Source organism: Microcoleus sp. Pol14D4 (assembly GCF_036701245.1).
Taxonomy (GTDB): Bacteria; Cyanobacteriota; Cyanobacteriia; order Cyanobacteriales; family Microcoleaceae; genus Microcoleus.
The window spans coordinates 21699-35926 of the sequence record NZ_JAUBQM010000041.1; the positions used below are offsets into that span (position 1 = coordinate 21699).

The window sequence follows — 14228 nt, forward strand, 5'->3', positions numbered from 1 at the left end:
ACAATTTGGGTTAAATATAGAATAGTCAGCCACCCGCGACTAACGCGCAACGCGAGTATAGTCGGGGCAGCAAAGTCGTGAAGGAGCGTAAATCATGAATATTTTTTCTAAACTGCGAGATTTTGTAGGCATCAACAATGAGCCTGAGTACGATGACGTGTACGACGAAACGGAAGGGGAGCGCTATCAGAACTTCTACCAAGCGCCTGAACCCAACGCCGCTGCCGTCGCAGCAGCCGAAGAAGAACGTCGTCAAAATCGTAGAATGCGGGAGCGGTCAGTAGTAGGATCGACAGGTATGGATGTCGTTGCACCAACCGGCGGAGTAGGGTCAGTAATGAATAACGTGATAGGAATGCCTGGAGCTATGAACGGGATTTCGGAAGTAGTAGTAATGGAGCCGCGCACTTTTGAAGAGATGCCGGCAGCAATTCGAGCTCTTAAGGAACGGAAGTCTGTGGTTTTGAACCTGACGGTGATGGACCCAGACCAAGCGCAAAGAGCTGTGGACTTTGTGGCGGGCGGTACTTATGCCCTTGACGGTCATCAAGAGCGAATTGGCGAAAGTATTTTCTTGTTTACGCCTAGCTGCGTGCAGGTGAGAACTCAGTCTGGTGTGGTTCACGAAGTGCCTCCTGCTCAAGGACGGCCTCGTGCTGCTGCTCCTGCACCGACAGTCTGGCCGGCAGAACAAGCTCCCATCGCTCAGTAGTTAGTAGTTAGTAGTCAGTTGACAGTGGTGAGCAGTCAGTAGTCAGTAGTCAGTAGTTAGTAATCAGTAGTCAATAGTTAACAACTAATAACTGTGGAATAAACACTGCGGATTAATAACATTAGCTAACAACTAAGTAACCCATGACAACTGACAACTGACAACTGACAACTGATAACTCAAAAGTGACAAGTGACTAATGACTAATGACTAACATAAAATTTGGTACGATCGGCGGCGGGGTAATGGGAGAAGCTCTTTTATCCCGCTTAATTGCACAAAAAGTTTATTTGCCTTCAGAAATATTGGTGAGCGAGCCAGGGGTAAAGCGCCGCGAGTTTTTGACTAACAAATACGGGATTGGAACAACAGCCAGCAATCTAGAAGTTGCTGCAGCTACAGAAGTGCTGTTTTTGGCGATTAAACCGCAAGTTTTTGATACCGTAGCTTTGGAATTGGCCGTGGCAGGCGATCGCAAACAGGGAAATAATGGAGAAACGGCTAATTCCCAGCCAGAAGCGCTGGTAGTGTCGATTTTGGCAGGAGTGCCACTGAGCAAGCTCGAACCAGCTTTTCCCGGGCGGGGAGTGCTGCGGGTGATGCCGAATACTCCGGCGACGGTGGGGGCGGGAATGAGCGCGATCGCTCCGGGAAAACTCGTGCAACCGGCTGATTTAGAATTAGTAAAGCGCATCTTTCAGGCCGTAGGAGAAGTGGTAGAAGTACCTGAGAGTATGCTCGATGCGGTGACTGGGCTTTCGGGTTCCGGGCCTGGTTATGTAGCAATTTTGATAGAGGCCTTGACAGATGGGGGGGTTTGTGCAGGTTTGCCGCGGGCGATCGCCTCTCAATTAGCTTTGCAAACAGTATTCGGTACAGCGAAACTGTTGCAAGAAACAGGAATGCACCCTGCAGAATTGAAAGATCGAGTTACGAGTCCCGGTGGCACAACTATTGCCGGAATTGCTAAATTAGAGAGTAACGGCTTTCGTTCGGCACTGATCGAAGCAGTGAAAGCAGCTTCTTTGCGTTCTCAAGAATTAGGGAAATAAGTCTGGAATGACGCACAGAAACAATCAAAAATGAGTTCAATCGCACTTTAAACCTGCCGCTTTTGCTGTCGGATACTTGACGGGAACAAAAGCTACACCGAATTGTTCTTTTCGACACTTGACAATATGCACCAATTCGCTGGGGGGATTTTTGCGATCGCCATTCTTTCCAAACTGAATAGTTCCTGTTCCTCCTTCCACAATAAAATTCGGAAGAGAAAGCGTTTTTTGCATTCCTTCGCGGCTGGGCTGCTGCTGCATTTCCATTGCCTTAATCAGTGCAATAGTTGCATCGTAAGCTAAGGCGGTATCGGTATTTACCGTTCCTCCCCACAACTTTTTAGCCTGTTGAGGAAATTTTTTATTAACACTGCTTAAGGGATGCCAGGGGACAGACACGATTAGTTTTTCAAAAGATTTTAACTGGGATACGGCTTCCAAAGTTCTCCACTTGTAGAGTACCCAAATTCCGGCTATCCAATTGCGATCGCGGTTGGCTTTAACCATTGCGATCGCGTTATTTAATGAATTGGTAATTTGACCGTCTGGAGATAACACGATCGCTGTTTCTCCTGTCCGCTGAATTTCATTTAAAGCTGTTTGGGCGTTAAATTCATTTTTCGATAAATCGAAGTCGCGAGTTCTGACTATTTTTCCTTTTTTGTCATCTTGAAACTGCCTTTTGAATGCTTGTGTAAAATAAGAACCCGACGAACTGCCGGGATTGTATAAAACTGTTGCTTGATTTTTACCTACTGACCGCAGATAATTTGCTAAACTTTGAGCTGCAAACCGACTCGAATAGGATGTGCGAAAGAAAATTTTTCGATGCTTTTCTGTCAGTTCTTCCGTTGTGCTTCCAGGAGAAATCAGCACCAGATTATTTTGGTCATAAATATCTATCGCTGATAGGGTAATTTCACTGGCATAATGACCTACTACCCCTAAAATATCCGGCTGTTTAACCAGTGCATTTGCTGTTTTAATTGCCTCTGTTTTGAGATTCGCATCGTCAGCAATGATGACTCTCAGACCTTTTTCGTTAATAGCTTTGGCGTCGAGAAAGCTTTGACCGGGAAAGCTGTTATTCCTCTCATTAGCAGCGCTTAATCCTAAATTAACTTGTGTTTGGGCTTGGGCCACGCCGCGCAAAATTTCTTTTGCCGAATCTGCATTAATTACAGAACCATCCTGAGTTCTCAGGATGGGAACCGCAACAGCAATTGTGTAATAATCAGCATTTTTAGCCTTCAGCAAAGCATTGTTCATGTAAATTAAAGTTTCGGGATCGATGCTGTCTTCTTCGTTCCAGGATTTTTTGAATAAATCAAAAGCAGATTGATAATTTGATTGGGCAAATTCCTCAACTCCCTTTTGCTTTAACCGAGGTGAAGAAGTTTTGACGAGGATTTCTTCGCCGCAACTCAAAGCATCTCCTTGCATTAAAGGACAAGTTTTAGGTGTAATTGTGCGTAAAAAAATAGGGGCTGCCAGTCCCGCTGTCATTCCCGCAACTGCCAATGGTAACAAACCAAAGATCGATCGAGAAAACAGCCTGCGTTTCGGTGGTGGTGAATGCAATCCTGTTAGCGCTCGCAAATCCTGTAACACTTCAGCAGCGGATTGATAGCGATCGTTAAAGTGGTAGCGCACCATCTTATTTAAAACTTTTTTTAGCTTGTCGCTAATTTGTACCATCGGGCGATCGTCAGTGGAGTAATGCCAGACGAGTTCGCCAGTTTTTTGATGGTTGAAAAAATCTGCAATATCTAAACCTGCGATCGCTTGAATGCCGATGATTCCCGCAGCATAGATATCGCTGTTAAATCGGGGCTGATTTTTCCACTGTTCCGCCGGCATATAACCCTCAGTACCGATGACGCGAGTTTGAGTTATTTGACCGTTCTCGATCGCCAAAGTGCCGATCGCTTTTACTGCCCCAAAGTCAATTAACACAATTTTGCCGTCAAGCTTGCGCCGGATTAAGTTTGACGGTTTAATATCTCGGTGAATAATACCTTGAGAGTGTACGCACTCTAAAACTGACAAAATGTCCAGCAATAAATCAATAACTGCTGACTCCTGAAACTGTCTGCCTGAAACGAGTTCTTTGTTGAGCGGATTTCCGTCGATGTATTCTTGAATTAAGTAAAATTTTCCATTTTCCAGAAAGCGATCGATTAACTGGGGAATATGCGGACACTTATCGAGATACTTCAGGGTTTTAGCTTCTTGTTCAAATTGCTGTTGTGCTTCCTCCAACAGCCGCCCATCATTAGATTGAGGCGGCGGAATTTCCTTGACGACGCACAGGGGATTTTCAGGGCTGCCCAAAGCGTCGTTAGCCGTATAGGTTTTAGCAAACCCTCCCTCACCTAATTTAGCGATAATTCGGTAGCGATCGCGCAGAATATCCCCTGTTTTTAGGCACATAAATTCTCCGATTCCCCGACTGGCTGCACTCGTTGACGTTGATTTTACCATCGGGCGGGAACTGGTTTATATAGTTTACTCACGAGTATGTAACGCCGCCCTCTGGCGGTTCATGTACCGCGAGCGAGGGCGGCTAACGCAAGAAAATTGAATCAATCAGAAACGAGTTCAATCGCACTTTAAACCGGCCGCTGCCCCTGTCGGGTACTTGACGGGAACAAAAGCGAGGCCGAACCGCTCTTTTGGACACTCTACAATATGTACTAGATCGCTGGGATGATTTTTCCGATCGCCATTTTCCGGCGAGTTAAACTGAATGGTTCCTGTTGCTCCCCAAGCCATAAAATCAGGAGATGAAAGCGTTCTTTGCATTCCTTCGCGACTGGGTTCCTGCTGCATTTCCAATGCCTTTATGAGTGCGCGCGCTGCATCGTAACCTGAAGCTATACGAGTATTTCCCTCTTCTCCCCACAGCGATCGAGCCTGTTGAGGAAATTCTTTGTTGGGGCTGTTTAAGGGATGCCAGCCGACAGAAAGGATTAGTTTATTAAACAACCTTTTCGGTTGCCCAGATACAAATTCTAACATTTGCGGACACATCAGCATCCATGCCCCGGCAATCCAATTGCGATCGGCGTTAAGTTTTATTATCTCAAATGCGCTGTTTAAGGCTCCTGTAACATGAGGGTCTGGAACTAACACGATCGCAGTTTCTGCGTTCGCCTGGATTTCCTCGATCGCTCTTTGGGCGTTGAAGTCTGTTTGAAATAAATCGAAATCGCGAATGCAGACTATTTCCCCTCCTTTGCGGTCTCGAAAATACGTTGTGTACTCTTCCTTAAAAGATGCGCTAAATGGGCTTTCCTGATTGTATAAAATTGCTGCTTGTGTTTGATTTTGTGCGAGGAGGTAGTCCGCTAAATCTCTAGCGATTAAACTGGTCGTATATTGAGTCCGAAAAAAAAATTTTTTCGGCTCATCTGTCAGCTCTTCCGTGGCTGCACCCGGAGACATCAAAACCAGATTATTGTTATTGTAAATATCTACAGCGTACATCGTCATCTCGCTGCTAGCGTGACCGACAACTGCTAAAATATCCGGTTGATTTACCAGTGAGATTGCTCTTTGTCTTGCCCTTGTTTTATCGTTCCCATCGTCAGCAATAATTACTTTAAGTCCTTTGCCGTTAATGGCTTGACTTGGTAAAAAACCTCGACCGGTAAAGTCCCGATCGCTAGCATTGGACAGTCCCAAATTAACTTCTGTTTGCGCTTGAGCCACTCCGCGCAGAAATTCTTTTGCCTGAGCACCAAGCAGAGCAAAACTGTCCGGCTTTCTCCCACAAATGGGAAGGGCTACAGCAATTGTGTAATAAGGAGCGTTGCTGACCTCCAGAAAAGCATTGTTCAGGTAAACTAAAGTTTCTGGATCTTTGCCGTATTCTTTATGCCACGATTGTTTGAATAAATTAAAAGCTTGCTCTGAATTTGAAGCTGCAAATTTTTCAACTCCTCTTTGCTTTAACCGAGGACGAGAACTGGTAAAGAGAATTCTTTCTCCGGCACTTAAATTATCTGGGAGGACTAAACGAGGGTTTGAGTCCACAGGTGTCCTGCTGTCACTGGCGATCGAATATTCCACTCCCACCTGCGTCGCAGTCTCAATCGGCGCTGAGGGCGATACCACCACCGATCGCAAATCCTGCAAAACATCAGCAGCGGATTGATAGCGATCGTTAAAGTGGTAGCGCACCATCTTATTTAAAACTTTTTCCAGCTTGTGGCTAATTTGTACCATCGGGCGATCGTCAGTTGAGTAGTGCCAGACGAGTTCCCCAGTTTTTTTATGATTAAAAAAGTCTGGAATATCTAAACCTGCGATCGCTTGAATGCCGATGATTCCCACAGCATAGATATCGCTGTTAAATCTTGGCTGATTTTTCCACTGTTCGGCCGGCATATAACCCTCTGTACCGATGACGCGAGTTTGAGTTATTTGACCGCCCTGAATCGCCAAATTGCTAATACCTTTGACTGCCCCAAAGTCAATCACAGCAATTTTGCCGGAGCGGTTGCACCGGATTAAGTTTGACGGTTTAATATCGCGGTGAATAATATGTTTTTTGTGGACGCAATCTAAAACTTCTAAAATATCCTGCAATAAATCAATAACTTCTGATTCCCTAAACTGCCTGCCTGAACCGATCTCGTTGTTCAGCGGATTTCCTGCAATATATTCTTGAATTAAGTAAAATCTTCCCTGTTCTTGAAAGTGCTCGATTAACCTGGGAATGCGCGAGCACTGTTCCAGAGATATCAGGGATTCAGCTTCTGTTTCAAATTGCACCTGTGCCCTGTGCAAAACATCGGGATCTTTCGATGGAGGAGGCCCAATTTCCTTGACGACGCACAGGGGATTTTCGGGGTGGCCTAAAGCGTCGTTAGCCGTATAGGTTCTGGCAAATCCTCCCTCACCTAATTGACCGATAATTTGGTAGCGATCGCGCAGAATATCCCCTGGATTCAGACACATAAATTGTTCTATTCCCTCGACTCGCTGCACCCGTTGGTGTTGATTTTACCACAAATATGACTTTTAGGAACTCAAAGTTATGACTTTTATGAACTCAAAGTTATGAATTTATGAATTGACTTTGAAAACTGCTTATTTAATCATGTTGACATCTGAGATTTTACGCGGAAATTTTTTATGGCTTTAAAACCCGATCCGTCAGAACAGCGGCGATTAATTGGCGACAATACATCCGAAGTCGTTACTTTGTCGATCGCAGATGCAACTAATTTTCCTTTGGGAGGTTGGATGCTCGGAGGTGACGATCTAGTCACCGGCTCAACAGCTAATGATTTGATATTTGGCAATGAAGGGGAAGATCTTATCAGCGGGGAGTTGGGCAACGATTCTTTATTTGGGGGAAAAGGAATAGATCTACTTGATGGAAATGAGGGAAATGACTCTCTCAGCGGCGGTCAAGATGCAGATTTGCTTACGGGTGATGCGGGAAACGATATTCTCTTGGGCGGTAGAGGCAATGATTTCTTAGCCAGCGGTAACGGAAATGACACTCTAGTGGGAGGTTTGGGTCGCGACTTTTTAGCCGCCTTGAATGAAAATAATTCAATCAAAATCGGGGGCAGCAACTTGTACGTCCTCCAAGCAGAACCCGGAGTTACAGATGTCAATAATGCCGATGCTATTGCCGGTTTCAGAGTAGGTGCCGATCGAATTGGATTGGCAGGCGGTTTGACTGCTAGCGATGTAGACTTGCAATACGTGACAAACGTGACACTCTTATTGGGGTTTGATGCACCAGAAAGTTTCAATCAAGTTTTCGCGCCAGGTGTATTCGATCCTCAACCGATACAGAGTCAAGGCACTCTAATTAAAGTTAGGAATTCCGGCGACATAGTAGGCTTTGTGGCAAATGTAAGTGTGGCTGAGATTCAAGGGAGTATTATCTCTGCTCAGGGATTCTAAGCTGTAGAATGCGCTGCAAAGCCTCCTCCAAAAGCTTAAATCGAAGATTGGACAGAGAAATGGTAATCTGCAACCAGGAGTACAACAATATTACCGATCAATCGCTCGCTGCTGTTTCTAATTTCTCTCCAATCCTGGGTTCCGTACCATTTAACAGCCGCTGAATATTGCTCCGATGCCGCACAATTACAAACACACCGCCCGCAATTCCAAACAATACATAAGCCAGCGGCTGATGTAGAGCAAACATCAATCCAGCAACGCTAATTGCCCCGATAATCGAGCTTAAAGAGACAATTCGCGATACCGCAAATACTATCCCGAAAATTCCGAAAGTTCCCAAACCTACTGGCCAATACAAACCAAGCAAAACTCCCAAACTCGTAGCCACCGATTTACCGCCGGTAAACCCCAGCCAGATTGATTTGCTGTGGCCCAAAACAGCAGAGAAACCCGCCAAAGTTGCCATCCAAGGGATGACAGTTGCAGTATTTTCTAAACCTGCGGCGGTTGCTAGCTGCTGGGTAAAACTGAGAGAATAAATGTAGCGGATTAGGACGATCGCACTTACCCCCTTCAACACGTCAACCAGCAACACCCCCAACCCCGGCCACTTCCCCAAAGTCCTCAGTACGTTAGTCGCACCCGTCGAACCCGAACCAACCTGTCGAATATCAATTCCCAGCATCCATTTCCCCAAGGCGTACCCCGTCGGAATCGAACCCAGCAGATAAGCTGCTATTAGCAGTGCGCCATTTAAAATTATCCAGCTAGTCATTTTTTACTTTGAGATTTCGTGTACTTTTAAAATTTGCCACCTTTCCCCTAGCATAATTGCTAATTGCTAATTACTAATTAGCAATTAGCAATTAGCAATTAGCCAATCAAAAATCCTTAGCAGCCATTAAAGTTTGCGGATCGGCAGCAAATGCCAGCCATAACGGAAATTGCAGGATTGACAAACTAATTAAATCCTCAGTTTCATCAATGACAATTAGTGGCAATTTGCCATCTTTCACCAGTCGATCGGCTTTTTGAGCCAAAGCCTCCGCAGACTCAAACATAATAATCCCCCGTTCTGGGCCAAAATCGCTGCGAGTAATGCCCAAACAGTCCTGCAAACCCCGCCGCCACTCTCCCAAACGTTCGGGACTGTTGGCGAGTACCAAAGTCCGCACCCGTCCGCCGTAGACGCTTCTGAGTACAGAAATAATAGTCGAAGTAATCAAGATATTTTGCAAGCGCGAACCCATAGTCCGCAAAGCACCCCTTCCTCCTTGGGTGAAAAACCAGTTAGAAACTCGTTCCGCGTGGATGGGTTCAAAAGTGCGGCGAAGTTGCCAAGGCGGGCCGTAGTAGTCGGGGACAGTGCGGTATTGATCGAGGGTGCGGCGAATTTGTTTGGCTTGTTCTTGAAATCCCTGTTCGGCAAATTTGGGATTTACTGGTGCTGAGGATTGAGACTCCTCAGCAGGAATTTGCTTGGGTGTCTCTTGCACTGGTGGCGTCAAATCTAAGAGTTCGGCGGTAGCGGCCAAATCCTGCAAACTGCCTACTAGATAGTCTTTGAAACCCTGGACTCGAATTGCCAAATCTTGGGAAACGCCGGCAAAAGTGGTTCGCATTTCCTTTTGAATTCGATCGCGCCGGCGTTCGAGTTTTTCTACTTCGATTTGTAGCGCTTGTTTGCGCTGATCTAATTGAATCAAGCCGTCTTGTACCAAACGCCCGATCGAGGCTTGAGCCTGGCCCAACGCTTCTATAGCATTGGCTTTGTCGGCTTCCAAGGCGGCAATTTTTTCTGTCAAAGCTTGTTCTTGCTGCTGCAATTCTTTGACTCTCAGGGCCAACTGTTCGGTAACATTTTCTGGGATGGGCGTTACCGTTTCTGCGGTTACTGTTGGCTGGGAGTCTGTTGGAGGCTCGATTTGAGCGATCGGACTTTTTGATTCGGCATCGTCGGTGGTGGGCGGAATTTGGGCGATTGCGCCTGCTTCGTCCACGAATTGGGCGATTTCGGCATCTTCCTCGTCCAGCGGCTGGTCTATTTCTGCCGGGAGTTGGGCTGGAAGTTCATTTTCGTCCAGCCACAAATCCTCTGTTTGAGATAGAAGTTGGTACTCCCTCTCATTCACGGGCAAATCGACTTCGCCTTCACCGCTTGGGGCGGGTGGCTGTGGTTGCGGTTCTTGGGTTGGAGATTCGTCTGAATTCATGGGAAATTTAGTTCGGCGTAGGGCACGGAAAAGTTAAAAATTAAAAATTAACAACTTTTTTAGTCTTGACGGGGACAGCGCTGTTCTAAGCAGGTCTGTAGCATTTTACGATCGAACAGAACCGGCAGAAAGTGAATGCTGTTAATTTCTTTGAAATAAAACAAAATCGGCACAGCGGGCCAAAATATCCGCCAATTTTGCCATTCTCGGTAAGGAAAGCGGCGGATTAAGTTGGACTTTCGATAAATATCCAAATCTGTTGGGGTAAATTGCAGCCGGAGGGTGGCGGCTTGGTACATCAGAAACAAGCCGAACACAGAAAGCGGCAAACTCACCCACTTCTGAACAAACAGCAGCGGTACGGCCGCCAGTACCAAGACTAGGGGAATCGCATAACTCGGAGCGAGTTCGATCGTACTTGTCGGCGCAGTCGAAGAGGCAGTGGTATTCACGGGTTTAAATCAAGGGTAGTAAAGGAATGTTGCCGATTATTCATATTTTATATGTTTCCTAGCTTACAAGCCTTTGAGTACGCTAGAGCCCGTCCCCTGAAACATCAGCCAAGTCAGGAAAAAGTTCACAATAAAAATAGCCAGTAAAGCCGTCACCACCGCCGTAGTAGTCGATTGACCGACGCCTTTTGCCCCGCCGGTGGTGGTCAAACCCCAGCTAGTGCCGATTACAGCAATCAAGCCACCGAATACAAAAGCCTTAATTGCGGCGCTGCAAATATCCCACAGACTCAGGAAATTGCGGACTGATTCTAAAAACACGCTTTGAGAGATGCCGTACATTGTCGTAGCAATCAGCAGTCCGCCGACGATGCCGGTGACGAGACACATGATGGTTAAAATTGGCAACATCAAGCAGCAAGCAAGGACGCGGGGAATTACTAAATAGTCGATCGGGTCTGTTCTGAGCATCAGCAGGGCATCTATCTGTTCTGTTACCTGCATCGTGCCGATTTCCGCTGCAAAAGCCGAACCTACCCGTCCCGTCACGATGACGGCTGTTAAGACGGGGCCGAGTTCGCGAGTCAAAGACAAAGCCAAAACGCCACCGACGACATTGCCGGCACCGAGGTTAATAAACTCCCTCGCTACCTGAATAGTAAATACCATGCCGACAAAACCCGCAGTCAGCAAAGCAATCAGCAGAGATTCCGGGCCGACTGCTGCCATTTGGTCGAGGGTGTTACGGCGGTGAATTTTGCCCTTCAGCAAGTGCAGCATGACTTGGCCGCCCAATAAAATTGCTGCCAGCAACCGCTGACTCCACAAACTGAGGCTCGATGGTGTAGTTGTGCTCAAGGGATTTCGAGTGTAGAACAACTGCCAAAAATGAAATCTATCTACAAATCTTAAACAACTTTCTTCTCTAAGATTTAAGATTTTTGACATAATTGGCCGCTGAGGGCGATCGCTGCCTATCGTAGAAAAGGACAAGTTTTGTTTGCTTGTACCTTTCGGCAGTTTAGCTGAATTTACTGACTCTTATGAGCATTTTTCCCAATTTTCTTCGCTCTCTACTGCTGACCAGCCTGTTGAGCTTTGTCGCCCCCTTATTGTTAATCGGTGCGGGATTGACTAGCTTTTTGCTGATCGGCTTCGTCCCTGCTCTCCAAGGAGTTGGTCGTTCTGGAGAAGACCTGATTTTGCAGTTCTTAGCTACTTTCGGCAGCGGCTGTCCCCTCCAGGGTTTTTTAGTGATCGGCCTAACTTTTGGTTTGGTGGGTGCTTTGTTTGATACCTACGCTTCTTATCAGCATTCGCGGTGGAGTTAATCGAATCTTCGATTTTAGATTCTTAGATGGGAATTCCTGCCTCGAATCTAAAATCTAAAATTGCTGGGTTCGGGTTGGCTCGGATACCCGCACCGGGGATGATTTTACAATACCGATCGCGAATGTTCGGAAATGCGATCGCCCTTTTTGCGGAAAACCGACTCCCCCTATTTCTGGAGCTGGAATATATTAAATACAGGTTGAGTCAAGTGTTTCTCAACCATCAAAACTTCAGATAGTCGAGGTATTAGTTATGGCACTTATTCGTTGGGAACCTTTGCGGGAAATGGACTCCTTGCAACGAGAAATGAATCGGTTGTTTGATAGCTTGTCACCGGCAACAGATCGCGCATCTAACGGTGTTGCTTTTCTACCCGCCGCCGAACTCGATGAAACTCCCGAAGCCATCCACCTTAAATTAGAAGTTCCGGGCATGGAAGCTAAGGATTTGGACGTACAAGTAACCGCAGAAGCTGTTGCTATTAGCGGCGAACGCCGTCAAGAAACTAAGAGTGAAGATAAAGGCATGACTCGCTCTGAGTTCCGTTACGGTTCGTTCCGCCGCGTGATTCCCCTACCCGCACGGGTTCAAAATGACAGCGTAGAAGCTGAGTACAAAAATGGAGTTTTGCACCTGAATTTGCCTAAAGCGGAAGCAGAAAAGAACCGCGTCGTGAAAGTTCAAATTGGCGGCTAATAATTGTTTCCTACTTTAGTTAGTTTTAGTTAATTAGTAGGGGGTCCAAGGCCCCCCTATTTGTTTTGGAAATTGATTATTGGTCATTGGAAATTGATAATTGGGCCTTGCGAGTTTGAGCAATGATTCTTCCTTCTTCCTTCTTCCTTCTTCCGACTTCCATCGAACTGACATCCGTTACATCCTCAGAAAGCGAATCCGTTGGCGAACTTCCTTGTTCCGATTCTTCAACCGTGCTAAACTCCAATAAGCAATGGTTGGTGAGGAGACTTGCGTGCCGAGTCAGGGAGTGGGAGAAAATGGAATTGCATCTGAGTTTGGAGACTTAACCGGGATGACTCGCCAAGAAGTCGATGATTTTTTGCGCGGACTGGGTGCTAAGGTAAAAAGTTCTTTAGGAAATTATGTTGAATACAAATTTTCTGACAGGTCAAAAGTCATAATCCGCACTAATAGTGAAGTTGTTCGCCTGCCAGCACCGCGATATGGCTCAGATGGTAGAAGAATAAACTGGGGTTTGCGTCTTGGCAAAGATGGTAGCGTACTCCAAACACGGGATGAATTTGGCAATCAGATTCCTGATACGCACATTACTGGAGAAAAAGTGAGTAATTAATATGCCTGATGACTACAACTTGCTTAATTTAGGTGGACTTACATCCCTCGTGAAAAATGTCAATGTGTCTTTGTGGGGGAATGAAGTATTACTGGAATGTATCTACGATCCTACAGGCGATCAATTGCCTTACTCTTTAGTTTTTCAAGACTGCCGAGAAATTATGTGGGAGGTGCATGATGAAGAGGAAGTAAAAGAACCATTAGCTGATTTGATTGGTTTTCATTTGGGTGAAGACGCGCACCGGAAAGCAGCTTTAATTCATACTGACATTTTTGAAATTTCAATTTTGTACGGCAGTTTTAGCATTCACAAGGAAGAAAACCTAAATGCTGAAGATTTAGAAACAAAGGATCTTGGTATCACAATCGCTAGCAGTATTGTACCAATTGGAAACCCCCGCCCGGTTAAATTGCCAAGGCGTTAGTAATATTATATCTGGTAAAATAACTATTACAGGATTTACGCACTCCGACTCCTTGAAACTGGGTTATTTATCGAATCTGCGGGTTTTAACGAAGTATTTTCGTAAAAAACCAGGTTTCTGGGCCCCCATATGTAAGTCCTATATTATTAGGTTTGTAGTGAGGACTTCCATCCTCATCAAAAATCTGAGGATGGAAGTCCTCACTACAAAAGAATTACCAATTTTTCAAAAAAGACAGTAGGTATTGTTGCCCGCCTCAGTTTACGATACTTAATAGAACTTTTTTCCCAGATGAGGTAAAACACAATGCCTGATATTGTTGATATTGCCGTAGGTGCGGGTTCGTTCCAAACCCTCGTAACAGCCGTGCAAGTAGCTAATTTAGTAGACGCGCTCAAAAGTCCGGGCCCTTTTACTGTCTTTGCACCCAATGACGACGCTTTTGCGAAATTGCCACCGGGAACTATCACAACCCTAGTGCAGAACGTTCCCCAACTGACTAGGATTTTGATGTTTCATGTCGTCTCCGGTAAGTTTATGAAAGCTGATTTGGCAAAACTCGGCTTTGTTACTTCCTTGGAAGGTTCGCCGATTAAAATTGATTGTTCTGACGGTTTTGAGGTGAAAAATGCTACAGTTGTCGCTGCGGATATCGAAGCTGATAACGGTGTGATCCATGTGATCGATAACGTAATTTTAATGGGATAATTTCGCCGTTTAATCTCGCTGCGGGAGCCAAGCAGGTGCTTTGCGGTGCCGCTTTGCTCCCGATCGCGCCCTTGTTTTTTATCGGTTGA

General features: G+C 45.9%; 16 protein-coding genes. 9 read left to right on the top strand and 7 right to left on the bottom strand.

The window, feature by feature from the left end; translation table 11 throughout:
* Positions 1-94: 94 nt before the first annotated feature.
* A complete protein-coding gene (locus QUA33_RS15980; RefSeq protein WP_333065646.1) occupies positions 95-712 on the top strand; it encodes a cell division protein SepF in 618 nt (205 codons plus the stop codon).
* Between the two features lie 206 nt (positions 713-918).
* The gene (gene proC / locus QUA33_RS15985) at positions 919-1764 is read left to right on the top strand and encodes a pyrroline-5-carboxylate reductase (protein WP_333073056.1); all 846 of its coding nucleotides are present in this window, start codon (positions 919-921) and stop codon (positions 1762-1764) included.
* Positions 1765-1800: 36 nt separating this feature from the next.
* Here proC and QUA33_RS15990 read toward each other — a convergent pair whose 3' ends face one another.
* Both QUA33_RS15990 and QUA33_RS15995 read right to left on the bottom strand, forming a co-directional pair.
* Complete coding sequence (locus tag QUA33_RS15990) at positions 1801-4248, bottom strand: bifunctional serine/threonine-protein kinase/ABC transporter substrate-binding protein (protein ID WP_333149423.1); 2448 nt, start codon at positions 4246-4248, stop codon at positions 1801-1803.
* A gap of 117 nt (positions 4249-4365) precedes the next feature.
* A complete protein-coding gene (locus QUA33_RS15995) occupies positions 4366-6729 on the bottom strand; it encodes a bifunctional serine/threonine-protein kinase/ABC transporter substrate-binding protein (RefSeq protein WP_333149425.1) in 2364 nt (787 codons plus the stop codon).
* A gap of 177 nt (positions 6730-6906) precedes the next feature.
* Between QUA33_RS15995 and QUA33_RS16000 the strand changes: the two genes are divergently transcribed.
* Entirely contained in the window at positions 6907-7692 is a 786-nt protein-coding gene (locus QUA33_RS16000) for a calcium-binding protein (RefSeq protein WP_333149427.1), read from the top strand.
* A 97-nt stretch (positions 7693-7789) separates the two neighbouring features.
* Here the strand turns inward: QUA33_RS16000 and plsY are convergent, their stop codons facing one another.
* The 4 genes from plsY to QUA33_RS16020 all read right to left on the bottom strand — a co-directional run bounded on the left by plsY (position 7790) and on the right by QUA33_RS16020 (position 11218).
* Positions 7790-8470, bottom strand: a complete 681-nt coding sequence (gene plsY, locus QUA33_RS16005; protein WP_333149429.1) for a glycerol-3-phosphate 1-O-acyltransferase PlsY — start codon at positions 8468-8470, stop codon at positions 7790-7792.
* A 106-nt stretch (positions 8471-8576) separates the two neighbouring features.
* The gene (locus QUA33_RS16010) at positions 8577-9908 is read right to left on the bottom strand and encodes a DUF3086 domain-containing protein (RefSeq protein WP_333149431.1); all 1332 of its coding nucleotides are present in this window, start codon (positions 9906-9908) and stop codon (positions 8577-8579) included.
* Between the two features lie 59 nt (positions 9909-9967).
* Positions 9968-10360, bottom strand: a complete 393-nt coding sequence (locus QUA33_RS16015) for a DUF3119 family protein (RefSeq protein ID WP_333098475.1) — start codon at positions 10358-10360, stop codon at positions 9968-9970.
* Positions 10361-10423: 63 nt separating this feature from the next.
* Positions 10424-11218, bottom strand: coding sequence for an MlaE family lipid ABC transporter permease subunit (locus QUA33_RS16020; RefSeq protein WP_333098473.1), 795 nt, complete (start codon positions 11216-11218; stop codon positions 10424-10426).
* Positions 11219-11403: 185 nt separating this feature from the next.
* Between QUA33_RS16020 and QUA33_RS16025 the strand changes: the two genes are divergently transcribed.
* The 3 genes from QUA33_RS16025 to QUA33_RS16035 are packed head-to-tail and all read left to right on the top strand — an operon-like array spanning position 11404 to position 12388.
* Complete coding sequence (locus tag QUA33_RS16025; protein ID WP_333149433.1) at positions 11404-11691, top strand: hypothetical protein; 288 nt, start codon at positions 11404-11406, stop codon at positions 11689-11691.
* Positions 11692-11717: 26 nt separating this feature from the next.
* Entirely contained in the window at positions 11718-11930 is a 213-nt protein-coding gene (locus QUA33_RS16030; protein ID WP_333149435.1) for a hypothetical protein, read from the top strand.
* Positions 11931-11944: 14 nt separating this feature from the next.
* The gene (locus tag QUA33_RS16035) at positions 11945-12388 is read left to right on the top strand and encodes an Hsp20/alpha crystallin family protein (RefSeq protein ID WP_333098469.1); all 444 of its coding nucleotides are present in this window, start codon (positions 11945-11947) and stop codon (positions 12386-12388) included.
* Between the two features lie 76 nt (positions 12389-12464).
* Here QUA33_RS16035 and QUA33_RS16040 read toward each other — a convergent pair whose 3' ends face one another.
* The gene (locus tag QUA33_RS16040) at positions 12465-12635 is read right to left on the bottom strand and encodes a hypothetical protein (RefSeq protein WP_333149437.1); all 171 of its coding nucleotides are present in this window, start codon (positions 12633-12635) and stop codon (positions 12465-12467) included.
* A gap of 6 nt (positions 12636-12641) precedes the next feature.
* On the opposite strand from QUA33_RS16040, the gene QUA33_RS16045 reads away from it, so the two are divergent.
* From QUA33_RS16045 to QUA33_RS16055, 3 genes are all read left to right on the top strand, one after another.
* Positions 12642-13004 carry a hypothetical protein gene (locus tag QUA33_RS16045; protein ID WP_333149439.1) on the top strand — a complete coding sequence of 121 codons (363 nt, stop codon included), beginning with the start codon at positions 12642-12644 and terminating at the stop codon, positions 13002-13004.
* Position 13005: 1 nt separating this feature from the next.
* Positions 13006-13431, top strand: a complete 426-nt coding sequence (locus QUA33_RS16050; RefSeq protein WP_333149441.1) for a hypothetical protein — start codon at positions 13006-13008, stop codon at positions 13429-13431.
* A 306-nt stretch (positions 13432-13737) separates the two neighbouring features.
* Complete coding sequence (locus tag QUA33_RS16055; RefSeq protein ID WP_015178455.1) at positions 13738-14139, top strand: fasciclin domain-containing protein; 402 nt, start codon at positions 13738-13740, stop codon at positions 14137-14139.
* Positions 14140-14228: the final 89 nt, after the last annotated feature.

Bases quoted from the DNA above. Each gene is read 5' to 3' on its own strand.
- QUA33_RS15980 (WP_333065646.1), top strand. From the start codon at position 95: ATGAATATTTTTTCTAAACTGCGAGATTTTGTAGGCATCAACAATGAG.
- proC (WP_333073056.1), top strand. From the start codon at position 919: ATGACTAACATAAAATTTGGTACGATCGGCGGCGGGGTAATGGGAGAA.
- QUA33_RS15990 (WP_333149423.1), bottom strand. From the start codon at position 4,248: ATGGTAAAATCAACGTCAACGAGTGCAGCCAGTCGGGGAATCGGAGAA.
- QUA33_RS15995 (WP_333149425.1), bottom strand. From the start codon at position 6,729: ATGTGTCTGAATCCAGGGGATATTCTGCGCGATCGCTACCAAATTATC.
- QUA33_RS16000 (WP_333149427.1), top strand. From the start codon at position 6,907: ATGGCTTTAAAACCCGATCCGTCAGAACAGCGGCGATTAATTGGCGAC.
- plsY (WP_333149429.1), bottom strand. From the start codon at position 8,470: ATGACTAGCTGGATAATTTTAAATGGCGCACTGCTAATAGCAGCTTAT.
- QUA33_RS16010 (WP_333149431.1), bottom strand. From the start codon at position 9,908: ATGAATTCAGACGAATCTCCAACCCAAGAACCGCAACCACAGCCACCC.
- QUA33_RS16025 (WP_333149433.1), top strand. From the start codon at position 11,404: ATGAGCATTTTTCCCAATTTTCTTCGCTCTCTACTGCTGACCAGCCTG.
- QUA33_RS16030 (WP_333149435.1), top strand. From the start codon at position 11,718: ATGGGAATTCCTGCCTCGAATCTAAAATCTAAAATTGCTGGGTTCGGG.
- QUA33_RS16035 (WP_333098469.1), top strand. From the start codon at position 11,945: ATGGCACTTATTCGTTGGGAACCTTTGCGGGAAATGGACTCCTTGCAA.
- QUA33_RS16045 (WP_333149439.1), top strand. From the start codon at position 12,642: ATGGTTGGTGAGGAGACTTGCGTGCCGAGTCAGGGAGTGGGAGAAAAT.
- QUA33_RS16050 (WP_333149441.1), top strand. From the start codon at position 13,006: ATGCCTGATGACTACAACTTGCTTAATTTAGGTGGACTTACATCCCTC.
- QUA33_RS16055 (WP_015178455.1), top strand. From the start codon at position 13,738: ATGCCTGATATTGTTGATATTGCCGTAGGTGCGGGTTCGTTCCAAACC.